Origin of the sequence: Streptomyces sp. NPDC018045 (genome assembly GCF_044327445.1) — a bacterium.
Classification (GTDB): domain Bacteria; phylum Actinomycetota; class Actinomycetes; order Streptomycetales; family Streptomycetaceae; genus Streptomyces.
Genome location: NZ_JBIRFL010000005.1, coordinates 266,677 through 291,659 on the forward strand (window position 1 = coordinate 266,677; position 24,983 = coordinate 291,659).

A 24,983-nucleotide genomic window follows, 5' to 3' on the forward strand; every position below is an offset into this window, starting at 1 on the left:
GGGTGGGCCCGAGGCGTCCGGATGGTGCGGGCGGTGTGGACGGCCCGCCGGATCGCCCGGCTGGTCCGGGCCACCCGGGCCCCCGGGCCACCCGCGCCCCGGGGCACCCGGGCCCCCTGGGCCACCCGCGCCCCCGGGCCACCCGCGCCCCCGGGCCACCCGGGCCCCTGGGCCACCCGCGTCCCCGGGTCACCTGGCTGGTCCCGGTGGTGCGGGGGGTGTGGTGGCTGGGGAGGGGGGTGGGGTTGCTTCATTGTTTGTTGTGAGGGTGGTGGTGATGGTGTGGGCTATGCGTTGTGCGTCCAGGGCGAGTTCGCGGAGCATGCCGCTGATCGGGTTCGTGTAGCCCGTGAAGTAGAGGTTCGGGGCGGACGGGTGGGTGTGGGGGCCGTGGGCGCGTGGCCGGCCGCGGGTGTCGAGGAGGTCGAGGTGGCCGACGAGGTCGTCCAGGCCGCGTCGGTAGCCGGTGGCGGCGATGACGACGTCCGGTTCGATCGCGTCGCCGTTCGCGAGGCGTACGACGTTGCCGTCGAAGGAGGTCACCGCCGCCACCGGCTGTACCGCTCCGCTTCGTACGGCGTCGATCAGTCCCACGTCCTGGACGGGGATCGCCCCTTCCAGGACCCGGCTGTACAGCCCCGTGTCCGGCGTCGGCAGCCCGTGCGCCGACAGGTCCGGCACGGAGAGGCGGCGCATCACGTGGGCCGCCCGGTCCACCATGCGCGGCGGCAGGCGGCGTACGAGGATGCCGGTCGCCTGGGCGGGCCAGCCTGCCGTCGAGCGGCGCACGATGTGCGGCGCGGTGCGGACCGCCAGCCGTATCCGCGCCGCGCCGCCCGCCGCCAGGTCGGCGGCGATCTCCGCCCCGGTGTTGCCGGTGCCGACGACCAGGACGTCCTTTCCCGTGTACGGGCGGGGGTTGCGGTAGTCGCCGGCGTGCAGCAGTTCGCCGGTGTAGCCGGTGCGGCCGGGCCAGTCGGGGAGATACGGGGTGTGGTTGTAGCCGGTGGCGATCACGACCGTACGGGCGGCCGGCGCGCGCCCGCCTTCCGCGTGCAGGACCCACCCGCCGTCCGCCGCGCGGTCCACGCGCCGCACTTCGACGCCCGTGGCGACTTCGAGGCTGTGGTGCTCGGCGTACTGCTCCAGGTAGCGCACCACGTCGTCGCGCGCGACCCACCGCCCGTAGGCGCGCGGTATCGCCAGTCCCGGCAGGCCGGAGAGGCGGCGTGTGGTGTGCAGTCGCAGACGGTCGTAGTGGCCGCGCCAGGAAGCGCCCACCGCGTCGGCTTTTTCGAGGACGACGGCGCGGATGCCGTACGTGCCCAGCGCGGCGGCCGTGGCGAGCCCGCCAGGTCCGCCCCCGATGACGTACACGGACGGGCCGGCCATCGGCGGCGTGGTGCTGGATGCGGAGGAGCTGGCGTGCGCTGCGGCGTCCGGCATGCCGGTGAGGGTAACGGCGGAGCGCGCGCATGTCGCCGTACGGGGGGATGGCCGTGCGCGCACTCTTGCGCACCCCGGCCACTTTCGACTGAACTGACATACCGTCAGCTCACGTCGGTCCGCACGTCCGGCCCTACCGGGCCCCACATCGGGCTCCACCGGGCCCCGCTGAGCCCCACCGAGCCCCATCGAGCGGCATGGAGCCGCGCTGAGCCCCATCGAGCGGCACGGAGCCCCACCGAATCCCACCGAACCCCGCCGAGCCGAAGCAGGTGGTCTGGAGTGAAACCGAAGGCAGAGGCAGAGGCAGAGGCAGAGGCAGAGGCAGAGGCTGGGGCTGGGGCCGGGTCTCGGACTCGTCCCGGGCCCGGGCCCGACCCCGGGCCCGAGACCAAGTCCGGCCCCGGGGGTGGGCCGGTGGAGACGCCCGTCGGGCCCAGGTATGACCTGCCCGACATCGACGCGTTCAGCCGTGTCTACTGGGACGCGGCAGCCCGGGGCCGGCTGCTGTTGCGACGCTGCCGCGCCGACGGCTGTGGCGTGGCGCACCACTATCCGCGCGAGTTCTGTCCGCGCTGCTGGAGCGAAGACGTGGTGTGGGAGGAGGCGAACGGCCGGGCCACGCTTTACACGTGGTCGGTGGTGCACCGTAACGATCTTCCGCCGTTCGGCGATCGCGTGCCGTATGTGGCGGCGGTGGTGGACCTGGCCGAGGGGCCACGGATGATGACGGAAGTCGTCGAGTGCCCGGAGGCGGATCTGCGGATCGGGATGGCCTTACGGGTGCGTTTCCGCGCGGGTGCCTCGGGAATGGCTGTCCCCGTCTTCCGCCCGGCCTGAGCGGACGGGGGGTCCGGCCTGCCTCCGAGCCGCCCTCCCACCCAGAAACTCGCTGGCCCGTCGCGTGCGTCGGGCGGCATGCTGGCGTGCGTGCTGATTCGAGAAGCGACCACCGCCGACTGGGCCGCCATCCGGCCGTTCTTCCGGACCATCGTGGCGGCCGGTGAGACGTACACCTACCCCCGCGACCCGGACGACCCGACGAGCCGCGCGATGTGGATGCTCGACCCGCCGGGCCGCACGGTCGTCGCCGTGGACGATGACGGTACGGTCCTGGGCACGGCCAAGATGAACGCCAACCACATGGGCGGCGCCGCCCACATCGCCACGGCCTCCTTCATGGTCGACCCGGCCCACGGCGGCCGTGGCGTGGGCCGGGCGCTCGGTGAGTACGCGGTCGACTGGGCGCGTACGACGGGCTTCCGGGCCATGCAGTTCAACGCGGTGGTCGAGACCAACACCCGCGCCGTCGCCCTCTGGAAGTCCCTCGGCTTCGAGATCATGACGACCCTCCCCGAGGGCTTCCTGCACCCCACCAAGGGCTACGTCGGCCTGCACATCATGTACCGGCGGTTCTGAGCCGACAGCCCTGGAAGGCAGAGACGGCACACAGATGCCACGTAGGCGTACGGAGGCGTGAGGAGACGCGGGGAGGCGCGAGGAGGCGCGGGGAGGCGCTGAGTCCGCCGCACCCATCCGACTGCGCCCGCCCGCCCGCGCCCTCCGCCCGAGCCCCCCTACGGCCAGAGAAGTTCGCGCGTCCAGGTCCCGGCCTCAGGGCCGGCCCCGGCCCCTGCCCCGGCATCAGGGCCGGACCCGGCCCCGCCCCCAACCCCGCCTCCCCTGCGGTAGTTGATACGCACATGGCGTCGGCGGGCGTCGCCCTGGAAGAACTCGACCTCCTCGGGGTGCAGGACGTACAGGGTCCAGCTCGGGACGGGGGCGGTCGGGTCCTGCTGGGCGCGGGCCCAGGCGGCTTCCGAGGCGCGTTCGAGGTCCGCGTACGCGGGGAGGACTTCGCTCTGGTGGCCCACGAGGGCGGCGGCCAGGGCCCCCGTCGAGCGGCGGTGGAGGTCGGCCGCGCTCTCCTCCGGGCCCGCCTCGGTGACCCGGCCCCGTACGCGGACCTGGCGGCCGAGGCCCGCCCAGTAGAAGCCGAGGGCGGCGCGCGGGCGGGCGGTGAGTTCGCGGCCCTTGCGGCTGCCACGGTGGGAGGCGAAGTGCCAGCCGCGTGCGTCGGCGTCGTGCAGCATCAGGGTGCGGACGTTCGGGTCGCCGTCGGCGTCCGCCGTCGCGAGCGTCATGGTGTGCGGCTCGGGCACGCCCGCCTCCGCTGCCTCCCGCAGCCACTGCCGGAAGAGCGGCAGCGGCTCGGCCGGGGCGTGCGACGGGTCGGGGTCGACGGCCGGCAGCTCGCCGTCCCAGACGCGGAGGGAGCGGAGGAGCGCGTGGAAGCGCTCGTCGGAGTCCGGGCCGGTGTCGGCGTTCGCGTTCGAGTTCGTGTGCGGGTTCGCGTTCGGGGTCCTGGTGTCTGCCGGGTGTTCGACCATGTCCGGCAGCCTAATCCGCAGGCGGCACGGCGGGGCCTCAGGCCGTGACGGATGCCGCGTCGGGCCGATGGGCGGCGTACGGCTTGAGGGTGATGGCGTGGGCGCAGCGCTGGACGTCCTCGGCGAGCTTCTTCGCGACGTGGTTCTTCCACGGCATGTGGGGCAGCGCCCGCAGCATCACGTGCCGGAAGCGGATCGCCGTCTTGGTGGCGGGCGTCATCTGCGGTACGAAAGTTTCCGCCATCCGCTGGTTCGCCGTGACGTACGGGCGCATCTCGCTCTCGTAGCGTGCGAAGGCGGTACGCGGGTCGCCGCCCGCCGCCGCCAGTTCCCCGGCGAGCACGTACGCGCCCACCAGCGCCATCCCCGTACCCTGCCCCGACGCGGGGGACGCGCAGTGGGCGGCGTCGCCCAGCAGCACCACGCGCCCGCGCGACCAGCGGTCCATCTCGATCAGGTGCAGCCCGTCGAAGTAGAAGTCGTCGGCCGTGCGGGAGGCTTCGAGGAGCCGGGGCACCTGCCAGCCGACGCCCTCGAACGCGTCCGCCAGCAGCGCTCGCTGCGCGTCCGCGTCGCGGTGGTCGTGGTCCAGCCGGGGCGAGCGGAAGGAGAGCCACGCCTTGGCGCCGTCGGTGCCGTGTTCACCGTGTTCACCGTGGTCGCCGTCCGCGTTGTAGACGCAGACGAGTCGGCCGGGCGCCATGTGATACAACTCCTCGCCCCGTGCGACCAGTTGGCCGGGCACACTGAACGACGCTGTGTACGCGCCGATGTGCCGCAGGTACCGGGAACCGTCGCCGAAGGCGAGACGGCGGACGGTGGAGTGCAGGCCGTCCGCGCCGACGACGAGGTCGAAACGGCGCGGCGCCCCGCGCTCGAAGGTGACGTCGACGCCTGCGCCGTCGTCCGTGAGTGAGCTGACCGAGTCGCCGAAGACGTACTCCACGTCGTCGCGCGTGCGGTCGTGGAGAATGCGGGTCAGGTCGCCGCGCATGATCTCGTCGTCGCCGTCCACCCGGGCGCCGAAGATGTCGGCGGGCAGCGTGGCGACGCGCCGCCCGCCGTCGTCCACGTACGCGCCGGTGCGCATGTCCGTACTGGCGCGCCGGATCTCCGGCAGTACGCCCATCCGGTCCGCGACCTCGACCGCGACGCCGCGCAGGTCGACCTTGTAACCGCCGGTCCGCAGCTCCGGCGCGCGCTCGACGACGGTGACGTCGTAGCCGTGGTGGCGCAGCCAGTACGCGAGGGCGGGGCCGCCGATACCGGCGCCGGAGATGAGGGCGTGGGGACAGGACGTCGGGGTCATGGCGCGACTATATGTCTGTCTTAGACGATCGTCTATGACAAGTGTATAGATGGCTGGTGCTCACGGTGCGTGCAGGGCCTGTTCCAGCCTGCGGCCCCGGCTGTCCGCCACGCGTACGGCGTCGCTCAGCGACTCGGTGAGGCGGTTGGTGATGAAGAGGAGTTCGGTGGGGGCGGGCGCCTCGGGCTGGTTCAGGGTCGCGCGCGAGTGGTCCAACACCTCGATCGCGGTGCGAAGTTGCAACTCTTCCAGCTCGTCGGCCAGGTCCGTGACGGGGCCGTGCCCGTCGCCGATCAGGTAGCAGGGTTTGCCGTCCTGACCGGCCCAGGGGAGGAGGCGTGGCTCTTGGGGGTGGTTTTCGGTCGTCATGGCTTCAATGGTCGGCACGTATGCGTAGCGTCACCAGCGGCAACGGACCTACAAGGGCGAGTGTGGGGGGTTGATCATGGCCGTGAAGAGGATGGAGCCGTCGCCCGCGCGCGTACACGTCGGGGGGCTCATCAGCTCCTGGCGTCAGCGCGCGGGGATGACGCAGAAGGAACTGGCGCTCCGGACGCACGTGTCGGAATCGCTGGAGGGGGCCTACGGGTGCGCGGAACGCATCCCGAGCGCGGGCTTCCTCATCGAGGCCGACCGGCTCACTGTCGCAGAGGGCGCGCTGGAGTCGTGCATCGGTCTGATGGAACAGGAGCCGGGGCGTGCTCAGTTTCTGGAATGGTGGGCGCTGGAGGCGGAAGCCCTGAGCTTCGGCGGGTATCAAAGCCTCGTACTGCCTGGCCTGTTGCAGACGCCGGATTATGTTTCGGCCCTGCTCCGATCCCGGGTACCGGCGTACAGCAAGAGCGAGGTTGAGCGGCTGGTGAACGAGCGCTTGGAACGGAAGCCCGCGCTGGTCCGAGAACCGGCTCCGACGGTTAGCTTTGTGGTCGAGCAATCGGTCTTCGAGCGACCGATCGGTGGTGCTGCGGCGTTCAAGAAGAGCTTGCTCCACGTCGTGAAGACCGTGCGCGAGCTGGATCACGTCATGCTGCAAGTGATGCCCACAGACGTGGACGAGCATGCAGGGCTCGCTGGTCCCGTAGATGTGCTGTTCTCCCCGGACGGGCGGTACAGCGTCTTCATGGAAGCTCAGGGCAAGGGTAAGTTGCTGACGAGGCCGGCTGAGGCTGATCAGTATGTCCAGAGGCTGGGCGCTCTCCGGTCCCAGGCCATGCCTCCGAAGAAGTCGCTGGAACTCATCGAGAGACTGGCAGGGTGAGCGTGAACGCCGGACTGGCATGGTTCAAGAGCAGTTACAGCAACAACGAGGGCGAAACGTGCGTCGAGGTGGCGTATGCGTGGCGTAAGTCCAGCTACAGCGACCCCGATGGCGAAACGTGCGTCGAAGTCGCCACAACCCCCACCACCATCCACATACGCGACTCCAAGAACATCACCGGACCCGCCCTCTCGCTACCCCCTACCTCCTGGGCCGACTTCCTCCGCCTCATCTCGTAGTGCGGGACTCGTCGTATTCGATGACGCGCTCGTTCATGGCCTGGAGGTGCTCGTCCCAGGAGTAGACCCGGCGGAGGCTGTAGCCGCCCGTGCCGGCCGGTTCGCGGACGATCACCTCACGGCCCGACAGTTCGACGGACAGGGGGGTCACCCCGGCGTCCATGATCTGGGTGACCACCCCGTCCCGCACGGTGAAGCCCCACAGGAACAGGAACGTGTTCCCGGCGTCGACGCCGAGCAGCAGCTCGTCCTTGCCGTCGCCGTTCAGGTCCCGGTACTGCGGCGTCTGTACGGGACACGGCTTCCGTCCGGCCGTCCGGCACTCCTTGATCTTCTGGTTGGTGCCGTCCTCGTCTAGCGCGCCGGTCATGGCCGCGACCTTGGCCTTGGCGACGGCCAGCGCCGACACCCGGTGCAGGTCCCCTGACGGCACGCGTGGCGCGCCCCGCAGCGGCGACGGGCGTTCGGCGGAGTTGGGCTCGTAGGACTGCTCCGGCGCGGGCGTACGGCCCGGCCAGAGCAGCGCGGGCGCCGACGCCCCCGGCGTACGCCCGGCGCTCCTCGGCTCCCCGGTCCCGTCGCACCCGCTCAGCAGCGTGCATGTGGCGGCCAGGCCGAGCGCCACGGCCGGCAGGGAACGGAGCATCGGTACGTCATTTCCGGTCGGGCCTCAAGAGCGGCGGCGGGCGGCGGTGGGCGTGGGCGGCGGGGGCCACTCCGCACATGATGTTGGCTGCCCTTCGTTGCGGCAATTCGGCGGCGGCGTAACGGCGTGCCGTAGACGACGGCGCGGTGCTGTTACAAGCCAGCCACGATGGGACGCCCATATAGGACACGTCCTGTTCTGCATGGCGCCTAGCGTCTGCGGTACCGGCCAGCGCGGCCACCCGGCCGCCCCGTACCGCGAGGAGCACGTCATGAGCCGTGTCACCGGCAACCAGCCCGACGGCACGCCCACCTGGGTCGAGCTGGCCGTCCCCGACCTCGACCGCGCCATGGATTTCTATGGGGCGCTGTTCGGCTGGACGTACGAGACGGAGACGATGAAGGGCGGGCGGTACGCCGTCGGGCTCGTGGCCGGGCAGCGTGCCGCGGGCCTGGTGGAGCGGCCCGACGCGGCGGGCGGCGGGTGGGCGGTCTACCTGGCGGCCGCCGACTGCGACGGCACGGCCCAGCGGATCGCCGACGCGGGCGGCCGGGTGCTGTCGGGCCCGGTGGAGGTCCGCGACCTCGGGCGGGCCGCGCTCGCCGAGGACAGCGTGGGGGCGCGGTTCGGGCTCTGGCAGGGGCGGGCCCGCGTCGGCTGCGAGGTCGTCAACGAGCCCGACTCCCTCGTACGCAACGACCTGGTGGCGCCGGACGCCGCCCCGGCCCGCGCGTTCTACGCGGCCGTCTTCGGCTTCACCCTGGACGGCAACCCGCGTCTGCCGGACCTCGACTTCACCTTCCTGCGCCGCCCGGACGGGCACGAGATCGGCGGGATCGTGGGCGATCCGTCCGCCGGGACCGCGGCCTGGAGAACGCTGTTCGAGGTCGCGGACACGGACGCGGCGGTGGCGCGGGCGGTCGCGGCCGGCGGCACGGCGTCCGAGCCGGAGGACACGGTGTACGTGCGGCAGGCGCGGGTGACGGACCCGTTCGGCACCGAGTTCGTGATCGGCGCGCGGTCTTCGGCGTAGGTCGGGAGCGGGACCTGTGGGTCGGGCCCGGGGCAGGGCGGCGACCGGTTCGCCGGCGGCCGGCGAGGGGGCCCGTAGCAAACTGTCGGAGCCTGGGGCCGCACCCCGGCCGGTGTGCGGCCACCGGCTCCGAGTCTTTCCGGCCGTCCGGAATCACGGGAGGGGACCCTCATGCCGACGATCAGCTATCACGACGCGGTCAACGAAGCCCTGGAGCGCATGGACGACCTGGGGTACGAGCGGGGCGCCGGGGTGGACCTCGCCAACCACGGGCCGATGGGCGCCGAGGCGCTGGCGATGCTCCGTCACGAGGGGGAGGTGGCCGGGTGGGTGGAGCGCTACCGGGTCGCGATGCCCCATCACGAGCCGCCCGCCGCGCGCTTCGCCCTCGACCCCGCCGACGAGAGTTCCTGGCGTCCGGCGCTCGGGGCGTTCGAACGGGCCGGTGACTGGGAGCGGCTCTTCGTGCGGGAGCTGGCCGACGCCCCCTGGCGCGATGTGCTCGCCCGCTGGTGGCCGCGGCTGCTGCCGGGGCTCTTCGCGGGGCTGACGCACGGGCTGATCCGTACGGCCCACGCGGTCCGGGGCCTGTACGGCGCGGCCGACGGCAAGCCCGCGAGCGCACAACTCACCGAATTGGCGCGTGGGTTGGCCTACTGGGCGGCGCGCTACACCGCACTCCCCGGGCAGGCGCGGCTGCGCGGCACGTACGACCTGGCGGGCGCGATCGCGGCCCTGCCGCGCGTACCGGGCGACGGCGGGCCGATGAACCCGGGCGTCGCGCACGGCAGACTGGCACGGCTCGCCGAACTTCCGGGATACCGGGAGGCGCTGGACGCGCCGGCCGTCGACCACGCGCCGCGCCTGCTGAGCGAGATGACGACCCACTTCTCCGACGTGTACCTGAGCCACGACGAAGTCTTCCCGGTGCCGCTGATCCATGGCGTCACCGCGCCCGCCGCCGTACGGCTCGTCCTGCCGCACCTGCCCGCCGGGCAGTACGAACCGACGCTCGCCGCGCTGTGGCAGGTGCACACCGCGCTGCTCCTCGCCTTCACGACGAGCCGGCGCGGGGAGGGGACGGGGGCCTGGCGACGTGAACTGCCCGAAGACCCGCCGTCCTGGGACGAGCTGGGCGGGCGGGCCGTCGAGCACGGCGACGAGCACGTCCTGAAGTTCACCGAGGCGTGCCGACGGGAGTACGCGCTGCGGCCCGACCCGAGGTTCCGGGCGGCGGTGCTGGCGGCCCAACGGCGGATCGCGCGGCTGGGGGCCTGAAGGCGGCGGGTGCGCGCCCGGCGGCCGGCCGCAGGTGGTCCGGCCGCCGGGCGCGCGTGCCTGGGGCGGGGGTCAGCCGCGCCCGGTGGCGGTGCGGCGGCGGCCCGCCAGCACCAGGCCCGCGCCCGCGGTGACGGCGACGGCGGCACCGCCGACGGCCCACGGGGTGGCGGGGCTGACGCCGGTCGCGGCGAGGGTGCTGCCGGTGCTGTTGGTGGACGCGGCGGTGTCGCCGGAGGCCGTGCCGGTGGGGGCGGTGCCGGTGGGGGCGGTGCCGTGGTCGCCCGCGGGCTTGGCGTCGACGGCGGGCGTGACGTTCTTGCCGCCCTTCTCCTTGGCCGTCTTCTCCTTGGCGGCCTTCTCCTCGGCCTCCCGCTCCTTCGCGGCCTTGTCCTTGGCGGCCTTCTCCTCTTCCGCCTTCTTCTCGGCGGCCTCGTCCTTGGCGCGGGCCTCGTACTGGCCTACGTCGAGGAAGTGCTGCACGGCGTCCGGACCCGCGCGGAGCGCGTCACGGGCGGCGTCCTTGACCGCGGGGCCGCCGATGCTGAATATCTGCACGGCGCGCACGCGGTTGTCCGCGTTACGGGCCAGGCGGTAGCCCTCCTTCAGGAAGTGCGCCCGGTCCTGCGGGGAGCCGTCGAGCGCCTGGCCCGCCGCTCCGCGGACATTGGGGCCGACGTCCTTGCCCGCCAGGATGCGGAAGATCGCGAAGCTGTTGTCCTCGTCGCGGGCCTTGTACTGCCCCGTTTCCAGGAACTGGCGCAGTTCCTCGTCCGTGCCGTCGAGCGCCTTGTTGGCCTCGCGGACGAGGGCCTTGCCGGCGTCCTTGGTGAGCATCCGCACGACCGCGATCCGGTCGTCCGCCACGGACCGGGCCGCCGGCTTCTTCGCGGGCTCGTCCGGCTTCGCCTCCGCGCCCTGGTCCGGCGCCGACTTGGCGGCGGCCGGGGCCTCGGCGGCGACCGCCGGGGAGGAGAACAGTACGGCCGGCGCGACGGCGGCAGCCGCGAGGAAGGCCGTGAGACGGGCCTGCTTCTTCATGCGGTCACTCTCGCATTTCCGATAAGGGTCCAAAAATATCCATTACAGCGTAAGGGGCATGGCTGCCACCGGTGTGACCGGCATGGGGCCGGCCCAAGGCCACCGCCGCCTGCTTCTGCCTCGACAGGCCGGGGTGAGACGCCGGGACCATAGTGGACAAGGAGGAGATAATCTCCATAAGGTAAAGAAATGGCAAACTTCGTTGAATGCATAACCGACCCGGACCTCGCCGGTGAGCTGTGGTGCGGAGAGCGCACGGTCGCCGTCCTGACTGCCAGTCCCCAGGGGACCGTCGAAGGCTCGGTCGCCCTGCTCGACCTGGGCGCACCCGACCCCGCCCTGCGCTTCGTCGCGGTGCTCGACTGTGCCGAGGACGCGCTCCTGGTGCCCCTGTTGCAGGCGGCGGCGGACATGGCCCGTACGGCAGGCGGTACGGCCCTGCGGTGGATCACGGAGGAGGACACGAGCCCCGGCAAGGCCGCCGTGGACCTCAACGCCCTCGAAAGCGGCGAGGTCTACCGCTGGTGGCGGCGCGACCTGCCGGCCGGCGTTCCCGTGGGGGACGCGGCCGTACGGCGGCTTCCCGCCGAGGAGGAGGGGGTCGCGTTCCGTATCGGTACGGACGAAGCCTCGTACGACGTCGAACTGGCCGGCACCCGCGCCCGCCTGGTCCATCACCGCGAGGCCGACAGCACCGCCGACGCGCTCACCGCGCTCACCTCGGCGGCCCTGCACGCACTCGACACCGGGCACCCCGACACCCGTGACGTCGAGGTCAACGCGGCACCCGACGACGAAGAGCTCCACGCGGCGGTACGGCGGCTGGGCTTCGAGCCGACGAGTTCGCGCGCCGTGGAGTACACCCTGGCCTTCGCGTAGCCGGCGCGCCCTACCCCCGGCCCAGCACCAGCGTCCCCGAGGAGCAGAACCAGCCGCCCGTCCCCGAGGCCACGGCCAGTTCGGGGAGGCGGCCGTCGGGGCGGCGGACCTGGCGGTCCCCGGCGGCCTCGCCGCGCAGTTGGCGTACCGCCTCCACCAGGAGGAACAGGCCGCGCATGCCGGGGTGGCAGGCGGACAGGCCGCCGCCGTCGGTGTTGACGGGGAGGGCGCCGTCGCGCAGCAGGCGGCCCTTCCCGACGAACGCGCCGCCCTCGCCCTTGGCGCAGAAGCCGAGGTCTTCCAGCGTCACGAGGGTCATGTAGGTGAAGGCGTCGTAGATCTGGGCCACCTCGATCTCCGACGGGTGCACCCCGGCCCGTTCGAAGGCGAGGCGGCCGGAGACGGCGGCGGGGGAGACGGTGAAGTCGTCCCACCCGGACATCGCGGCGTGCGACACGGCGGTGCCCGCGCCCAGGACCCAGACGGGCGGCTTGGCCAGGTCCGGTAGCAACTCCTCGGCGGCCAGGAGGACCGCGCAGCCGCCGTCGGAGCGGACACAGCAGTGCAGCTTGGTGAAGGGGTCGGCGATCAGCGGCCCGGACAGCACGTCGTCGACGGTGATCGGGGTGCGGTACAGGGCGTCCGGGTTGGTGGCGGCGTTGGCCCGCGCCTGCACGGCGACCTCGGCGAGCTGGGCGAGCGTCGTGCCGTACCGGTGCATGTGGCGGCGCGCGGCCATCGCGTACTTGGCGACGAGGGTGTGGCCGTACGGCACCTCGTACTGGAGCGGGCCGCGGGCGCCGAAGGAGAGGTCGGCCGTACGGCGGCCGGCCTTGAGGTCGGCGCGCGCCGTGGACCCGTACACCAGCAGCACCGCGCGCGCCTGCCCGGCCGCGATGGCATCGGCGGCGTGCGCGGCCATCACCTCCCAGGTGGCGCCGCCCACCGAGGTGGAGTCGGCCCAGGTGGGGCGCAGCCCCAGATACTCGGCGACCTCCACGGGCGCGAGGGTGCCGAGCCCGGCCGAGGCGAAGCCGTCGACCAGTGAGCGGTCGAGGCCGGAGTCGGCCAGCGCGCGGCGGGCGGCCTGGGCGTGCAGGGTGTATGGGGTGGCCTCGGCCACGCGTCCGCAGTCGGAGAGGGCGACACCGGCTATGGCGACCTTGCGGGGGGACGTGGCGGTACCTCCTGGCGGCATGAACCTGACGGTACATCAGCTCTGCGGTGGGCCGACAGGCGTGATGGGTGCGTGAGGCTGGGAAATGCCGCTCGATGTACTTAGTATGACGGGCCGTCAGGTCAGCGGCGCGAGCTCCCCGGGGCCCTGCGGCGCCGGCCCTGCCGGGCCAGGTCGCCGAACGGTCGGGAGGAGCCCGCCGATGGATGCCGCGTTCACCGAGGAGCAGGACCAGATCCGCCGTACGCTGCGCGAACTGCTCCACAAGCGCTGCGGCCCCGACGACCTCCGGGCCGCCGTCCGCACCCCCGAAGGGTACGACCCCGGGCTGTGGCGACAGCTCGCACGGCAACTGGGACTGCCGGGGCTGGCGCTGCCCACCGCGTACGGCGGTGTCGGCTGCGGCCCCACCGAGCTGGCGCTGGCCTGCGAGGAGACCGGTCGGGTGCTGCTGCCCGCGCCGCTGCTGCCCACCGCCGCCCTCGTCGCGCCGCTGGTGCTGGCGCTGGGGACGGAACGGCAGCGCGCGGAGCTGCTGCCCGCTCTCGCGTCGGGCGAGCTGACGGGCGCGCTCGCCGTACCGGGCGGGCAGCTCGGCACCGCCCTCGCACTCACCGCCCGCAACGGCGGAGACTGGGCGGGCGGCGGCCGGGCCGGCGGCATCCAGGCGCGGCAGGGCGCGGGGGCAGGGGAGTGGCGGCTGTACGGGGAGGCCGCGCAGGTGCTCGGCGGACACCGCGCGGGGCTGCTCCTGGTGGCCGCGCACACGGGCGGATACGCGCGCAGCCGCACGCTGCTCTTCGCCGTACGGGGCGACGCGCCCGGTGTGGCGCGGGTCCGGCAGACGGCGATGGACGAGACCCGGCCGCTGGGGACCGTCCAACTGCGAGACGCGCATGCGGCCTTGCTCGGTGCGGAGGAGGGCGCGGAGGAGAGGGCGGACGGACGGGTGGGACGGGCGCTCGCCCGGGCGGGTGCCGGGTTCGCGGCGGCGCTGGCCGCCGAGGCGGTCGGGGCGGCGGACGCGGCGCTCGCGCGGACCGTGGAGTACGTCCGGGTGCGGGAGCAGTTCGGCCGGCCCATCGGCTCCTTCCAGGCCGTCCAGCACCGGCTGGCGGACCGCTACGTACAGGTGCAGGCGGCCCGGTCCGCGGCCTACTACGCGGCATGGGCGGTGGGTGCCCCCGCGGAGAGCGCCGAGCCCGGCGCCCCCGGCCTGGCCCTCGCCCACGCCCTGGAGACCCTGCGTACGGTGGCCGGGGAGGCCATTCAGCTCCACGGCGGTATCGGCTTCACCTGGGAGCACGACGCCCACCTCTTCTTCAAGCGCGCGGCCTGCGACGAACTGCTGCTGGGGCCCGTACACCGGCTGCGGGCGCACGCCGCCGGGACGGCGGGGCTGTTCGGGGGCGGCGGGGCCCCGGCGGGGGTGTCCGCATGAGGGCGTTCGGCGGCGCGGGAGCGGCTGCCCGGGTGAAGGCGTCCGGCAGGCGGGTGGTGCAGAAGGTGTCCGCGACGCGCGGGTTCGCGCGGGTGGCGCCGTACGTCGTCCCCGCCCTGGACCATACGGTGCACCGGCTCACCGGGGGCCGGGTGCTGCCGAGCGCCCGGATGCTGCCGGGGGTGGTCCTGACGGCGACGGGCGCCCGGACCGGCCTGCCGCGGCGGACACCGCTGGCGTGTCTGCCGGAGGAGGCCGGGACCTGGCTGCTGATCGGCAGCAACTTCGGCCGCCCCGGGCACCCGGCCTGGACGGCCAACCTGCTGAAGCACCCGGACGCCGGGATCAGTTGGCGGGGCCGGGACGTTCCCGTACGGGCCCGCCTGCTGACCGGCGACGAGCGGGCGCGGACGTGGGCGGCGGTGGTCGCGTTCTGGCCACCGTACGCCGCGTACCAGGCGCGCGTCGCCCGGCAGATCCGGCTCTTCCGGCTGGAGCCCCGCTGACCGCCGGTGCCCGGCCGCCGGGGCGGACCGCAGACGCGCACAGCGGGTGCCGGCCGGCCCCGAGGGGCGGACAACACCCGCTGTGACGTACAGCTATGGCAGGACGAGCGCGAACGGTGACCGTTCCGTGGGTTATGTCGTGAGGTATTCCCGAAGGGTGTCGTGGGCCGGGCCGCGTATTGAGCTGTGAGCCGTGAGCCGGGCCGTGCAGCGAGCAGTGGGTTATCTGGTGGGCTTTTTTCCGGTGATACCCAGGTGGACCAGGAGCGCCAGGTTCGGCTTCAGCTCCTGCTGCTTGACACCCCAGCTCTGGAATCCCTTCTGATGGGCGGCGACCGCCGCCAGCATGGCGACGAGCGAACCGGCCATCGCGGCCGCGCTGACGTCCTTGTCGACCTTGCCCTTGGTCTGGAGTTCCTTGATGGAATCCGTAAGGGAGTTGGTGACGGCATTCAGGATCTTCATGCGGATCTTGTAGAACCGTTTGTCGCCCTCGGCGGCACCGAGATCGACGACGCGCAGGATCGCGTCGTTCTTGCGCCAGAAGGAGAGGAATCCCTCGACGAGTTCCTCGGCCGCCTGCCGGCCGGACTTGCCCACCCAGGAGCGTCCGGCCACCAGATCCGTCAGGCTCGCGCCCTCTTTGGCCATCTCCTCGGCGATTTCCAGCACCGCGCCCTCGACATCGGGGAAGTACTGGTAGAACGTCGCGGGCGAAGTGCCCGCTTTGCGGGCCACATCGATGACCTTGACGTCTCTGTACGGGGACGAACTGAGCATGTCGCTGAGGCAGTCGAGCAGCTTCTGCCGGGTCGCCTGTCCACGGCGCCCGGCGACTCTGCCGTCGACGGTCCGAACTTGTCCTGTCATGCCGTCAGCTTACCGAGGGGTGATCGGAGCGCGATTTGGCTGCCTGCAAATGGGGATGCGGGAGTTCGGCCGTATCGGTCCTGGTCGGTCCCGTGCGCAGAGCGGCCGGGGCGGCCTGGGGCGGGCTCGGCGGACGGTTTGGCCCGAACAAGTGAATCATATTGTCAACAGGCTGTGGACAACTTTTCCGCACCGGTGGACGGGGTTCCGTCGGGGCGGAAGCGGGCGCTCCGAGCGCCTGCGCGGACGCCGGGCGGGTCATGCCGGATACGGAGCCGGTCCTTGCCGGACGCCGGGGAATGTCCGGTAAGGAGCGCGATCGCGGAGAATTGGCAAAATGTTCGATTACTCTCCGGGCGCGATGCTTGATCCAGGGCTAGTTTGGCCCCATGACTGCATTCGCGGCGGGCACCCCCTGCTGGGCCGATGTCATGCTGCCCGACCTGGAAGCGGGCAAGCGATTCTACGGAGAGCTGTTCGGCTGGACCTTCTCCGACGGCGCCCCCGAGTTCGGCAACTACACCGAGGCGTTCAAGGACGGCAGGGCGGCCGCCGGGCTGATGCCCAAGCAGGACGGCCGGATGCCCACCGCGTGGAACGTCTACTTCGCGACCCCGGACGTCGCCAGGGCCGGCGCGCGGATCCTGCGGGCGGGCGGCCGGATCGTCGCGGAGGCCGCGCCCGTCGGTGACTTGGGCACCATGCTGGTCGCCGCCGACCCCACGGGCGCGGTCTTCAGTGTCTGGCAGGCCGGCACCCACCCGGGCTTCGGGGTCCGGCGCGAGCCCGGCGCGTACGTCTGGACGACCCTGAGCACCCGCGACCCGCGGCGGGCCGACGCCTTCTACGAAGAGGTCTTCGGCTTCGAGAGCGTCGCCGACAGCCCGGCGTCGGACGGGCGCTTCCGGCCCTGGCGGCTCGCCGGCCAGGAGCGGGAGATCGGTGGCCGGGTCCTGATGGACGAGCGCGCGCCGGCCGAGATGCCGCCGCACTTCACCGTCTGCTTCCTCGTCCCCGGGATGGACGACGCCGTACGGACCACCACCCGGCTCGGCGGCCGGATCACGGTGGAGCCGGTCGGCACGCCGGGCGGACCGTTCGCGGTGTTCGCCGACAACCAGGGCGCCGGGTTCGGCGTCATGGCCCCGGAGTAGGGGGATACGCAGCACAATTGGGGTCGATGGCAGCTCCCGCTGTCGGGCCGCGGACGGCGCGGCCCGGCAGCGGGCCCGTGCGGGGCCGGGGCGCGGCGCGGTGGCCGCTCATCCGTGCGGGCAGCGCGATGACCTTGAGTACGGCACAGTGGGTACGGCCGCGCCGGTGCGCGACGGCGCGGCGGCGCGGGCCCGGCACGGGCGCCGCGCGCGGGGAGAGGACGGGGACGGGACGGCATGGACGGCAAGGGTGGCGTGACCGGCACGGGCGGCAGGCCGGGCGGACGGCGTCGGGTGATGCGGGACATACCGGGTCCCGGCGGGCGTTCCCGGACGAGGTGACGGACCGGCGGCCGGATCGGGGCGGTGCGACGGCGCGGCGACGGCACGCTGCGGCGGGTGCCGGTCGTACGGTGTTCGACAGCCCTTCGGCGGACCGCGCGGCACGGCGTCCGGCACCCGTACGGACGGACCGGCCGCACGGCACCGTCACGGCATGTGACGGTCCCGGTGCGTACCGCGGAAGCCCGCCGGGACACGACGGGAGCGGCCCCGGGTTCGCAACCCTGGGCCCGGCCAGGAAGAATCAGCACGCGTACGGCCGAATCGGCCAGGCGGTGAGACGCTGCACGGGGCAGTGGCTCTCGGCGGCCACTGGCTTTTGAGAGTCTCTTTTACGCCCCACGGGGAGGTGGCAGGCAAGTGGTGGAGCAGCTCACACAGCTCACGCAGCACGATCCCCGGCGGATCGGCCCGTTCGAGGTGCTCGGCCGTCTCGGGGCCGGCGGCATGGGGCTGGTCTACCTCGCGCGCTCGGCGTCCGGGCGACGCGTGGCGATCAAGACGGTGCGTACGGAACTCGCCGAGGACCAGTTGTTCCGGGTCCGCTTCACACGCGAGGTCGAGGCGGCCCGCGCGGTCAGCGGCTTCTACACCGCCGCGGTGGTGGACGCCGACCCCCGGGCCGCGGTGCCGTGGCTGGCGACCGCCTACGTGCCCGCGCCCTCCCTGGAGGAAATAGTCAATGAGTGCGGGCCGCTCCCGGCCCAGGCGGTGCGCTGGCTCGCGGCCGGCATCGCCGAGGCGCTGCAGTCCATCCACGGCGCCGGCCTGGTCCACCGGGACCTGAAGCCGTCCAACGTGCTGGTCGTCGAGGACGGCCCGCGCGTCATCGACTTCGGCATCGCCAGCGGCGTCTCCAACACCCGGCTGACCATGACCAACGTCGCCGTCGGCACACCCGCGTACATGTCGCCCGAGCAGGCCCGTGACTCCCGCAGTGTCACCGGCGCCAGCGACGTCTTCTCGCTCGGCTCCACCCTGGTCTTCGCCGCCACCGGACACGCCCCTTTCCACGGCGCCAACCCGGTCGAGACGGTCTTCATGCTGCTGCGCGAGGGCCCGGACCTGGCCGGGCTGCCGGACGAACTGCGGCCGCTGATCGAATCCTGCATGCAGATGGAGGCGCCCGGCCGCCCCTCCCCCGCCGACCTCCAGTCCCAGCTCGCGCCGCACCTGTTCGGCTCCGGCAGCGACGACAGCGGCACCGCCTCCGCCTGGCTGCCGGCCGGTGCCGTCGCGCTCATCGAGCGACGGCGCGGCGGGCGCCAGGCCACGCCGGCGGCCGTCGGCCGCGGCGGCTCCGGGCAGGCCCGCGCCGTGCGGCAGCCCGTACCGCAGTCCCCGCCGCCCGCCCCGCCCTCGCCGCCCCGCCCGCGCAACGCCCCGGCGGCCGCGATGGCCGCGCCCGCGGCGGAGCCCGGCTGGGCCGGAGCCGCGGGCGTGGGCCCCGGCGCGCGCCGGGGCGTCGACCCGCGCGGCGCCGCGCAGCCGCCGCAGTCCGCGCCCGCCGGCCCGGTGGCCGCCGCCCCGCCGGCCGCCCCGGCCCCGCAGGCCGCTTCCGCCCCGCCCGTACCGTCGCGGCTGCCGGACGCCGACCTCCCGGACGGCTCCGTACGCCTCGCCGGCACCTCGGCACCGATAGGTCCCGGCCCCCGCGCCGGGGACAACGGCCCACCGCCGCCGCGCGCCCAGGCGCCCGCGACGGACTGGGTCCGGCCGCCCGCGGGCGCGCCGGGCGCCCCCGCCCACGGCACCCACGACGGCGACCCGGCCGCGCCCCGGCCGCAGCAGGGCGGTGCGGCGGGACACGGTTCCGGTGCCCCCGCCGCCACCGGCGCGGGCGGTGCCGCGCCCGCCCGTTGGCGCCCCTGGCGCTTTCGCATGTCCAACGACGTGTGGGGCACGCCCACGGTCGCCGGCGACCTGCTGTACGTCACGTCCTTCGAGGTGCACGCCCTCGATGTGGCCAGCGGCCGCCGCCAGTTCAAGACCCGCGACGTCGCCTGGAGCATGGCCGTCGCGGACGGCCGTATCCACGCCTCCGACGGGCCGAGCCTGTACGCGCTCGACGCGGCCGACGGCACCGAGCGCTGGCGCCTGGGCAGCGACGGCTGGATCTACGCCCTCACGACCGGCCGGGGCACCGTCGTCACCGGCACCCGCGGCGGCGGCGTGCAGGCCCGGGAAGCCGCCACCGGCGAACGGCTGTGGGAGACCGGCGGCGTCCAGACCGACTTCGAGACCGCCGACCTGGGGCCGGTCGTGCACGAGGGCACGGTCTTCGTCTGGGCCGACGGACGGCTGAAGGCCCTGGAGGCCCGTACGGGCGCCGAGCGCTGGTCGTACCCGGTCGGCGACGCGGCCTCCTGCGGCGGGGTGCCGGTGCGGCTGCTGCCCGCGCCGGACGGCGCCGTGTACGTCACCGCGGGCACGCGGGTGCTGGCCATCGACATCGCGCGCGGCGAGGTGCGCTGGCACTTCGAGGCGCCCGCGGCGTTCCTCGGCCGCCCCGCGTACGCGCCGGGGCCCGCGGTCACCGGCGGCGGTCTCTACCTCGCCGACTACCTCGGCACGGTCTACGCCCTGGACGCGGCCGACGGCCGGGACCGCTGGCGGATCGCGACCGAGGCCCGGCAGTCCACCGAGCCGGTGCTCGTCGCCGACGGCGCCGTCCATCTGGGCAGCGGCAAGGCGCTCTACACCCTCGACGCCGTCACGGGCACGCCCCGCTGGCGTTTCCAGGCGGGCGGCGAGGTGATCGGGGCGCCCGTCGTGGCGGACGGCCGGGTGCACTTCGGCTCCGCCGACCACTGCCTGTACACCCTCGACGCGATGGGCGGTCAACTGCGCTGGAAGCTGGCCACCGGCGGCGAGATCACCGGCACGCCGGTGGTCGTCGGGGGCGTCGTCTACGCGTGCAGCAAGGACCGGTGCGTGTACGCGCTGGACGCGGCGAAGGGGACGGGGCTGGCGCGGCGGTCGTGACGCGGCCGCCGGCGTGTCCGCGCGGCGGCCGCCGGTCCGGTGCGCGCTGCTGTGTCGTGGCGCCAACAGCCGTACGGCTACTGCTCCTTGTCGAAGCGCGGGCGCTCTGCCGCAGGAGGCTCCGGTGTCTGGCCCGGTTGACTCGGTTGGTCCGGTTGACTCGGTTGGTCAGGCCGGCCCGGTTGGCCCGGCTGCCCTGGCTGCTCAGGTGGGCCCGCCTGCTCCGGTCGGCCCGTCTGCGCCGGTCGTTCCGGCGGCGGTGTCGTCCTGATGGGCCGCGTCTCGTCATCGGGCCGGGGCGGCGGCTGCCCCGGGTCGTCCGAGGCCGGTGGCATCCGTACGGCCCGGGTGGGCTGGTCGTCCCCGGCCGCGTGGCCCGGCTCCGGCGGCGGATGCCCGGCGCCCGGCCACCGTACGGGCGGCTGGTGATGCGGTGTCGCGCCGTACGCGGGGGTGCCCTGCGGCGGGGTGTCGCCGTCCCGGATCGGGCCGGGTTCCCACTCGGGGCCGGGCGCCATGGGCCGGGCGGGACCGCCGTACCGGTCGTCGTGGTCCGCGGCGTGCTCCGCGCGGCGGCGCCGGGAGCGTACGCCGCGGCGGCCGCTCATCACCAGGGCCGCCAGCCACAGGACCGCGCCCCCGCCGAGGGCGAAGGCCACTCCGAGGCCCAGGCCCTGGTTCGCGTTCTCGCCGACCGTCAGACTGCCCGCCTCCTGTCCCTGGCGGACCATCCACAGGATGGTGAAGCCGAGCACCACCAGCCCCGCCAGCGCGACGAGCAGGCGGGAGCGGAGCACCAGGCCGATCAGGGTCACCAGCGCGGCGAAGGCCATCGGCAGCAGCACCGAGCCGAACAACTCGGCCTTTTCGCCGGTGATGCCCCGGAACAGGTCCTCGATACGGATATCGCGTCCGTGACGGCCGTCGTACCAGGCACGGAAGGGGCTCCAGACGGCGGCCGCCGCTCCGGCGAGGGCCAGCACGGATCCGAGTACGTTGCGCACCACAGGCGTCGCCTCTCAGGTCGCTGATTCGTCCCGTTTCCCTCTGTAAACGACGCTACGCCCGACTGCACGCGAGCGCCAGAGCTGCGCGTTTTACCTGGTCAGGAAGAGATTTTGGGGAATGTGAAGAGGTTGCTAGTCTGCCGTGCACTCGTCAAGAAAAGATAAAGACGAGGTGCGCCGCACGCGCGGCGCGGTTCTTTCCACGGGGTCAACGGGGGCACAACATCATGAAGTTCCGTCATGTCCGCGCGGTCGCGGCGGCCGGGGTGGTCCTGGTCGCGCTGACCGGCGCCCGGCACTCGCACGGCGGCGGCTGCGGCAGCAGCCACAGCGGCGGCAGCGACGGCGGCTCCAGCAGCACGGGCAGCAGCGGCACCACCGGCAGCAGCACCAGTGGCGGCTACGAGGCCAGCACCGGCGGTTACGACGGCGGCACGAGCACCGGCGGCAGCACCACGAGCGGCAGCACGTCCAGCGGCAGCACCTCCGGTTACACCACCGGCGGTTCCGGCAGCAGCCGCAGCGCCATGGGCGACATCAAGATCGACGGTTGCCGGTACAACGGCTCCGGGAGCGTGAAGACCACGGTCAGCGCCACCAACAGCTCGTCGAGCAGCAAGTACACGTACCTGCTGACGGTGAAGTTCACCGCGCCGGGCGGCAAGGACCTCGGCACCCGCCACCCGAGCATCCCCTACGTGATGCCGGGCCGCACCGACTCCATCGACGTGATCCAGTACGTGCCGTCCGACGCCGCCACCGCCGGCACGTACCGCTGCTCGGTCACCGACGTCCAGCGCACCCCGCTGTCGTGACGGCCACCCGGGGACGGCGGTCCGCGCGGGCCGCCATCGCGGCCGCGACGGTGGCCGCCAGCGCGCTCGGACTGGTCGGCTGCGGTGCCCTGCTGCCGGGCGGCCACGCCCGCCGGCTGACACCGCCGCCGCCACCCAGTGGCTACAGCTCTGCGCCGTCGCCGGGCCCGTACGACTCGCCGTCGTACTCCTACTCGCCGTCGCCGTCGCCGGAGGAGACCTACGACCCGGACGGCCGCTCGGACGCGCGCGGCAGCAACTGCCGCTACGACCAGTCGGCCCGCCGCCTCGAATACACGGTCTCGGTGACCAACCCGTCGCTCACCAAGACCTTCACCTACGAGATGGCGGTCAACTGGATGAAGGCGCGGCCCGCCGACGGCACCGCGTTCGGGCTGCACCAGCGCAGCATCGTCGTACGGCCCGGGCGGACCGAGACGTACACGGCCGCCTACAGCTACACCAACACCTCGACACGGCAACTGTGGTTCCAGTGCGAGATTCGCAGGGCGCGCAAGTCGGAGCTGTGAGGGGGCCGTCGGCGGGCCGGTGACACCTTCGGGCGTACGGCCTCCGGGGCCGGTGCGCCCCGGCGTCAGCGCACCCGGAAGTCCCGGGTGCGGGCCGCGTGGAGCCCCGCCTGCTCCTCCGGCGGCAGGTTGCCCAGCGCGATGAGCTGCGGGGCGTGCGCCACGGCCTGCGCCCGCGCGGCCTCCCGCGACGCCCACAGGGCCCGTACGGTGCCCTGTACCGCACCGGTCGGCTGGGCGGCGAGCACGGCGGCGGCCCGCCGGGCCGCGGCCACCGCGCCGCCCGGCGGCGTCAGTTCCGACACCAGGCCCGTCTCGTAGGCGCGGCGGGCGCCGAGCCGCTCCGCCGAGCCCATCAGGGCCAGCCGCGCGATCTCGCCGTACGGCATCCGCTGCGCCATGAAGACCGACTCGTACGCGCTGACCATTCCGTACGTCGTGTGCGGGTCGAAGAACGTGGCCTCCTCGGAGGCGACCAGGAACTCGCACTCGCCCAGCAGATAGAACGCCCCGCCGCAGGCCATTCCCTCCACGGCCGCGACGACCGGCTTCCACAGGTCGTTCGTCTTCGGGCCGATGCCGAGCAGCGGGTCGTCGACCGAGTACGGGGAGGACGGCTGCGGGACGTCCGCCGAGCGGTCGATACCGGTGCAGAACGCCGCACGCCCGGCGCCGGTCAGCACGACGGCACGGACGTCGTCGGCGGAGCGGAACCGGCGCCAGACGGCCGCGAGCGCGCCGGCCGTCTCCAGGTCGACGGCGTTGTGGCGGCCGGGCCGGTCGAGCGTGACCAGGGCGACGCCGTCCGGTGCCGTCTCCACGCGGACGGGCGACGCCGGTTCCCCGGGTACAGAAGGCGGCGTCACGGGCGCTCCAGCAGCCAGCGCGGCACGGTCACTCCCGGCGCCTGCTCGTGGAACGCCACCTTGACCGGGGCCCCGATGCGCAGGCGGGCCGGGTCGACGGAGTTCAGCGGCGCGTCCGGGGCCGTGACCAGGTTGCCGGCGAGGCGGATGCGCGGGGCGTCGGCCAGCTCCACCAGGATGACGTTGTACGGGGCCTGGGCGGCGTAGGCGGGCAGCAGGGGCGGGTGCGGCAGGACGTACGACCAGATGCGGCCGCGGCCGGACATCCGCCGCCAACGGTCGTCGAAGGACTGGCAGTGCGGGCAGCAGGGGCGGGGCGGGAAGCGGAGTTCACCGCAGGCGGCGCAGGACTGGACGCGGAGTTCGTGCCGGGCGGCGTACCGCCAGAAGGGGGCGCCGTCGTCGTCGGGGACGGGGAGGAGGAGGGCGTCGGAAGGTGTCGTGTGCTGATCCGGGCCCGGAGCCGAGGTGGGGGAGGGGGCCGGGTTTCGGTCCCGTCCCTGGTCAGGGGCCGGGTCCGGGCCGTTGTCAGTGGTCGGCCTCATGCTGGTGGACATGAGCACTCAACTCCTCAGCAGCAGGGCCGATGTGGGCACACCCTCGCCGGCCGTGACCAGGCAGGTGGCGGCGTCCGGGACCTGCGCGGTGCCGGTGCCGCGCAGTTGCCGGACGCCTTCGGTGATGAGGTTGAAGCCGTGTACGTACGCTTCGCTCAGCCCGCCGCCCGCGGTGTTGAGGGGGAGCCGGCCGCCGATCTCCAGGGCGCCGCCCTCGGTGAAGGCCGCTCCCTCGCCGCGCCCGCAGAAGCCGTAGCCCTCCAGGGAGAGCGGGATCAGTGGGGTGAACGCGTCGTAGATCTGCGCGACGTCGACGTCCTCGGGGCCGAAGTCGGCCTGTTTCCAGAGCTGCCGGGCGGCGGTCCAGGCCGGTCCGGTGAGCGGGTCGTCCGTCCAGTAGTTGACCATGCCGTGGTGCTGGGCGGGCAGGCCCTGCGCGGCGGCGTGCACATACACCGGGCGGTGGCGCAGATCGCGGGCGCGTTCGGCGGCGACGACCACGCACGCCAGCGCGCCGTCGGTCTCCAGGCAGTTGTCGAAGAGGCAGAGCGGTTCGCTGATCCAGCGGGCGGTCATGTACATCTCGCGGGTCAGCGGCCGGTCGTACATGACCGCGGCCGGGTTCTGGTTGGCGCGGTTGCGGCAGGCGAGTGCGACGTTGAAGAAGTGGTCGCGGGTGGCGCCGTATTCGTGCATGTAGCGCCGGGCGAGGATGCCGATCTCGTCGGCGGGACGCAACAGACCGAAAGGGCGGGTCCATTGGGCCGGAGTGGGCAGTTGGACAGTGGTATTCCGCCACGGGCGGGGCCCCGAGCCGCGCTTGCGCGAGCGCCAGGCGACGCCCACGCTCGCCTGGCCGGTGGCGATGGCTGCCGCCAGGTGCCCCACGGTGGCACACGAACCCCCGCCGCCGTAACCGGCCTTGGCGAAGAAGGTGACGTCACCGGCGCCGATCGCCTTGGCGACCTCCACCTCGTCGGTCTCCTCCATGGTGTACGAGGCGAACGCGTCCACCTCGGCGGGGGCGATCCCCGCGTCGTCCAGGGCCGCGACGATCGCCCGGCACGCCAGCGCGCGTTCGGACTCGGGCAGCCGCTTGGCGAACGCCGTCCGGCCGATCCCGGCTATCACCGCCGCGTCCTTGAGGGTCGCGCCCATCGCCACCTCCGTGGTCGGCCGTCCGTGCGGGCCTCCGTGCGGGCCTCCGGGTGCCC

Annotated in this window: 25 protein-coding genes; 13 read left to right on the forward strand and 12 right to left on the reverse strand. The window is 73.5% G+C overall.

Annotated elements, in window-relative coordinates:
- Positions 1 to 189: 189 nt before the first annotated feature.
- Positions 190 to 1,446, reverse strand: a complete 1,257-nt coding sequence (locus tag ACH4EB_RS14950; RefSeq protein ID WP_398347850.1) for a flavin-containing monooxygenase — start codon at positions 1,444 to 1,446, stop codon at positions 190 to 192.
- Positions 1,447 to 1,863: 417 nt separating this feature from the next.
- On the opposite strand from ACH4EB_RS14950, the gene ACH4EB_RS14955 reads away from it, so the two are divergent.
- Complete coding sequence (locus ACH4EB_RS14955) at positions 1,864 to 2,286, forward strand: Zn-ribbon domain-containing OB-fold protein (protein ID WP_398347851.1); 423 nt, start codon at positions 1,864 to 1,866, stop codon at positions 2,284 to 2,286.
- A 78-nt stretch (positions 2,287 to 2,364) separates the two neighbouring features.
- Entirely contained in the window at positions 2,365 to 2,865 is a 501-nt protein-coding gene (locus tag ACH4EB_RS14960; protein ID WP_398347852.1) for a GNAT family N-acetyltransferase, read from the forward strand.
- Between the two features lie 158 nt (positions 2,866 to 3,023).
- Here ACH4EB_RS14960 and ACH4EB_RS14965 read toward each other — a convergent pair whose 3' ends face one another.
- From ACH4EB_RS14965 to ACH4EB_RS14975, 3 genes are read right to left on the reverse strand one after another with little or no spacing between them, the layout of a single operon-like run.
- The gene (locus tag ACH4EB_RS14965) at positions 3,024 to 3,836 is read right to left on the reverse strand and encodes a pyridoxal 5'-phosphate synthase (RefSeq protein ID WP_398347853.1); all 813 of its coding nucleotides are present in this window, start codon (positions 3,834 to 3,836) and stop codon (positions 3,024 to 3,026) included.
- A gap of 37 nt (positions 3,837 to 3,873) precedes the next feature.
- A complete protein-coding gene (locus tag ACH4EB_RS14970) occupies positions 3,874 to 5,145 on the reverse strand; it encodes an FAD-dependent monooxygenase (protein WP_398347855.1) in 1,272 nt (423 codons plus the stop codon).
- A gap of 60 nt (positions 5,146 to 5,205) precedes the next feature.
- Positions 5,206 to 5,514, reverse strand: a complete 309-nt coding sequence (locus ACH4EB_RS14975; protein WP_398347856.1) for a hypothetical protein — start codon at positions 5,512 to 5,514, stop codon at positions 5,206 to 5,208.
- 76 nt (positions 5,515 to 5,590) lie between these two features.
- On the opposite strand from ACH4EB_RS14975, the gene ACH4EB_RS14980 reads away from it, so the two are divergent.
- Positions 5,591 to 6,403: a Scr1 family TA system antitoxin-like transcriptional regulator gene (locus ACH4EB_RS14980; protein ID WP_398347857.1), complete on the forward strand. Its 813-nt coding sequence runs from the start codon at positions 5,591 to 5,593 to the stop codon at positions 6,401 to 6,403.
- Positions 6,404 to 6,405: 2 nt separating this feature from the next.
- The gene (locus ACH4EB_RS14985) at positions 6,406 to 6,642 is read left to right on the forward strand and encodes a DUF397 domain-containing protein (RefSeq protein WP_398348119.1); all 237 of its coding nucleotides are present in this window, start codon (positions 6,406 to 6,408) and stop codon (positions 6,640 to 6,642) included.
- Here ACH4EB_RS14985 and ACH4EB_RS14990 read toward each other — a convergent pair.
- Positions 6,632 to 7,288, reverse strand: coding sequence for a hypothetical protein (locus ACH4EB_RS14990; protein ID WP_398347858.1), 657 nt, complete (start codon positions 7,286 to 7,288; stop codon positions 6,632 to 6,634). The genes ACH4EB_RS14985 and ACH4EB_RS14990 overlap by 11 nt on opposite strands.
- 271 nt (positions 7,289 to 7,559) lie before the next feature.
- Between ACH4EB_RS14990 and ACH4EB_RS14995 the strand changes: the two genes are divergently transcribed.
- Complete coding sequence (locus ACH4EB_RS14995) at positions 7,560 to 8,321, forward strand: VOC family protein (protein WP_398347859.1); 762 nt, start codon at positions 7,560 to 7,562, stop codon at positions 8,319 to 8,321.
- 171 nt (positions 8,322 to 8,492) lie between these two features.
- Positions 8,493 to 9,599, forward strand: a complete 1,107-nt coding sequence (locus tag ACH4EB_RS15000; RefSeq protein ID WP_398347860.1) for a hypothetical protein — start codon at positions 8,493 to 8,495, stop codon at positions 9,597 to 9,599.
- A gap of 72 nt (positions 9,600 to 9,671) precedes the next feature.
- Here the strand turns inward: ACH4EB_RS15000 and ACH4EB_RS15005 are convergent, their stop codons facing one another.
- Positions 9,672 to 10,640, reverse strand: coding sequence for an ALF repeat-containing protein (locus tag ACH4EB_RS15005; protein ID WP_398347861.1), 969 nt, complete (start codon positions 10,638 to 10,640; stop codon positions 9,672 to 9,674).
- A 189-nt stretch (positions 10,641 to 10,829) separates the two neighbouring features.
- Here ACH4EB_RS15005 and ACH4EB_RS15010 point away from each other — a divergent pair, with 189 nt between their 5' ends.
- Entirely contained in the window at positions 10,830 to 11,519 is a 690-nt protein-coding gene (locus ACH4EB_RS15010) for a hypothetical protein (protein WP_398347862.1), read from the forward strand.
- 10 nt (positions 11,520 to 11,529) lie between these two features.
- On the opposite strand, the gene ACH4EB_RS15015 is transcribed toward ACH4EB_RS15010, so the two are convergent.
- The gene (locus ACH4EB_RS15015; RefSeq protein WP_398347863.1) at positions 11,530 to 12,717 is read right to left on the reverse strand and encodes a thiolase C-terminal domain-containing protein; all 1,188 of its coding nucleotides are present in this window, start codon (positions 12,715 to 12,717) and stop codon (positions 11,530 to 11,532) included.
- Positions 12,718 to 12,898: 181 nt separating this feature from the next.
- On the opposite strand from ACH4EB_RS15015, the gene ACH4EB_RS15020 reads away from it, so the two are divergent.
- Together ACH4EB_RS15020 and ACH4EB_RS15025 are read left to right on the forward strand one after the other, a co-directional pair.
- A complete protein-coding gene (locus ACH4EB_RS15020) occupies positions 12,899 to 14,137 on the forward strand; it encodes an acyl-CoA dehydrogenase family protein (protein ID WP_398347864.1) in 1,239 nt (412 codons plus the stop codon).
- Positions 14,134 to 14,643: a nitroreductase/quinone reductase family protein gene (locus ACH4EB_RS15025; protein WP_398347865.1), complete on the forward strand. Its 510-nt coding sequence runs from the start codon at positions 14,134 to 14,136 to the stop codon at positions 14,641 to 14,643. The genes ACH4EB_RS15020 and ACH4EB_RS15025 overlap by 4 nt, the downstream gene beginning before the upstream one ends.
- A gap of 222 nt (positions 14,644 to 14,865) precedes the next feature.
- Here ACH4EB_RS15025 and ACH4EB_RS15030 read toward each other — a convergent pair whose 3' ends face one another.
- Positions 14,866 to 15,513 carry a TetR family transcriptional regulator gene (locus ACH4EB_RS15030; protein ID WP_398347866.1) on the reverse strand — a complete coding sequence of 216 codons (648 nt, stop codon included), beginning with the start codon at positions 15,511 to 15,513 and terminating at the stop codon, positions 14,866 to 14,868.
- 389 nt (positions 15,514 to 15,902) lie between these two features.
- Here ACH4EB_RS15030 and ACH4EB_RS15035 point away from each other — a divergent pair, with 389 nt between their 5' ends.
- Positions 15,903 to 16,667 (forward strand): VOC family protein, encoded by a 765-nt coding sequence (locus ACH4EB_RS15035; protein WP_398347867.1) that lies wholly within the window; start codon positions 15,903 to 15,905, stop codon positions 16,665 to 16,667.
- A gap of 702 nt (positions 16,668 to 17,369) precedes the next feature.
- Entirely contained in the window at positions 17,370 to 19,994 is a 2,625-nt protein-coding gene (locus ACH4EB_RS15040; protein ID WP_398347868.1) for a serine/threonine-protein kinase, read from the forward strand.
- 77 nt (positions 19,995 to 20,071) lie between these two features.
- Here the strand turns inward: ACH4EB_RS15040 and ACH4EB_RS15045 are convergent, their stop codons facing one another.
- Entirely contained in the window at positions 20,072 to 21,001 is a 930-nt protein-coding gene (locus ACH4EB_RS15045) for a hypothetical protein (protein WP_398347869.1), read from the reverse strand.
- A gap of 227 nt (positions 21,002 to 21,228) precedes the next feature.
- Between ACH4EB_RS15045 and ACH4EB_RS15050 the strand changes: the two genes are divergently transcribed.
- Positions 21,229 to 21,816 carry a hypothetical protein gene (locus ACH4EB_RS15050; protein WP_398347870.1) on the forward strand — a complete coding sequence of 196 codons (588 nt, stop codon included), beginning with the start codon at positions 21,229 to 21,231 and terminating at the stop codon, positions 21,814 to 21,816.
- On the forward strand, positions 21,813 to 22,346 hold the full coding sequence (locus ACH4EB_RS15055) for a hypothetical protein (RefSeq protein WP_398347871.1): 534 nt from the start codon (positions 21,813 to 21,815) through the stop codon (positions 22,344 to 22,346). Before ACH4EB_RS15050 ends, ACH4EB_RS15055 begins: the two co-directional genes overlap by 4 nt.
- A 65-nt stretch (positions 22,347 to 22,411) precedes the next feature.
- On the opposite strand, the gene ACH4EB_RS15060 is transcribed toward ACH4EB_RS15055, so the two are convergent.
- Genes ACH4EB_RS15060 through ACH4EB_RS15070 form a run of 3 tightly spaced genes read right to left on the reverse strand, consistent with a single transcriptional unit; the run spans position 22,412 to position 24,927 of the window.
- Positions 22,412 to 23,212 (reverse strand): enoyl-CoA hydratase/isomerase family protein, encoded by an 801-nt coding sequence (locus tag ACH4EB_RS15060; RefSeq protein WP_398347872.1) that lies wholly within the window; start codon positions 23,210 to 23,212, stop codon positions 22,412 to 22,414.
- Positions 23,209 to 23,769, reverse strand: coding sequence for a Zn-ribbon domain-containing OB-fold protein (locus tag ACH4EB_RS15065; RefSeq protein WP_398347873.1), 561 nt, complete (start codon positions 23,767 to 23,769; stop codon positions 23,209 to 23,211). The genes ACH4EB_RS15060 and ACH4EB_RS15065 overlap by 4 nt, the downstream gene beginning before the upstream one ends.
- A 6-nt stretch (positions 23,770 to 23,775) precedes the next feature.
- Positions 23,776 to 24,927, reverse strand: coding sequence for a lipid-transfer protein (locus tag ACH4EB_RS15070; protein WP_398347874.1), 1,152 nt, complete (start codon positions 24,925 to 24,927; stop codon positions 23,776 to 23,778).
- Positions 24,928 to 24,983 lie beyond the last annotated feature (56 nt).

Bases quoted from the DNA above. Each gene is read 5' to 3' on its own strand.
- ACH4EB_RS15070 (WP_398347874.1), bottom strand. From the start codon at position 24,927: ATGGGCGCGACCCTCAAGGACGCGGCGGTGATAGCCGGGATCGGCCGG.
- ACH4EB_RS14970 (WP_398347855.1), bottom strand. From the start codon at position 5,145: ATGACCCCGACGTCCTGTCCCCACGCCCTCATCTCCGGCGCCGGTATC.
- ACH4EB_RS14965 (WP_398347853.1), bottom strand. From the start codon at position 3,836: ATGGTCGAACACCCGGCAGACACCAGGACCCCGAACGCGAACCCGCAC.
- ACH4EB_RS14995 (WP_398347859.1), top strand. From the start codon at position 7,560: ATGAGCCGTGTCACCGGCAACCAGCCCGACGGCACGCCCACCTGGGTC.
- ACH4EB_RS15000 (WP_398347860.1), top strand. From the start codon at position 8,493: ATGCCGACGATCAGCTATCACGACGCGGTCAACGAAGCCCTGGAGCGC.
- ACH4EB_RS15015 (WP_398347863.1), bottom strand. From the start codon at position 12,717: ATGCCGCCAGGAGGTACCGCCACGTCCCCCCGCAAGGTCGCCATAGCC.
- ACH4EB_RS14980 (WP_398347857.1), top strand. From the start codon at position 5,591: ATGGCCGTGAAGAGGATGGAGCCGTCGCCCGCGCGCGTACACGTCGGG.
- ACH4EB_RS15050 (WP_398347870.1), top strand. From the start codon at position 21,229: ATGAAGTTCCGTCATGTCCGCGCGGTCGCGGCGGCCGGGGTGGTCCTG.
- ACH4EB_RS15005 (WP_398347861.1), bottom strand. From the start codon at position 10,640: ATGAAGAAGCAGGCCCGTCTCACGGCCTTCCTCGCGGCTGCCGCCGTC.
- ACH4EB_RS14990 (WP_398347858.1), bottom strand. From the start codon at position 7,288: ATGCTCCGTTCCCTGCCGGCCGTGGCGCTCGGCCTGGCCGCCACATGC.
- ACH4EB_RS15010 (WP_398347862.1), top strand. From the start codon at position 10,830: ATGGCAAACTTCGTTGAATGCATAACCGACCCGGACCTCGCCGGTGAG.
- ACH4EB_RS15035 (WP_398347867.1), top strand. From the start codon at position 15,903: ATGACTGCATTCGCGGCGGGCACCCCCTGCTGGGCCGATGTCATGCTG.
- ACH4EB_RS14950 (WP_398347850.1), bottom strand. From the start codon at position 1,446: ATGCCGGACGCCGCAGCGCACGCCAGCTCCTCCGCATCCAGCACCACG.
- ACH4EB_RS14975 (WP_398347856.1), bottom strand. From the start codon at position 5,514: ATGACGACCGAAAACCACCCCCAAGAGCCACGCCTCCTCCCCTGGGCC.
- ACH4EB_RS14960 (WP_398347852.1), top strand. From the start codon at position 2,365: ATGCTGGCGTGCGTGCTGATTCGAGAAGCGACCACCGCCGACTGGGCC.
- ACH4EB_RS15030 (WP_398347866.1), bottom strand. From the start codon at position 15,513: ATGACAGGACAAGTTCGGACCGTCGACGGCAGAGTCGCCGGGCGCCGT.
- ACH4EB_RS15025 (WP_398347865.1), top strand. From the start codon at position 14,134: ATGAGGGCGTTCGGCGGCGCGGGAGCGGCTGCCCGGGTGAAGGCGTCC.
- ACH4EB_RS15065 (WP_398347873.1), bottom strand. From the start codon at position 23,769: ATGTCCACCAGCATGAGGCCGACCACTGACAACGGCCCGGACCCGGCC.
- ACH4EB_RS15020 (WP_398347864.1), top strand. From the start codon at position 12,899: ATGGATGCCGCGTTCACCGAGGAGCAGGACCAGATCCGCCGTACGCTG.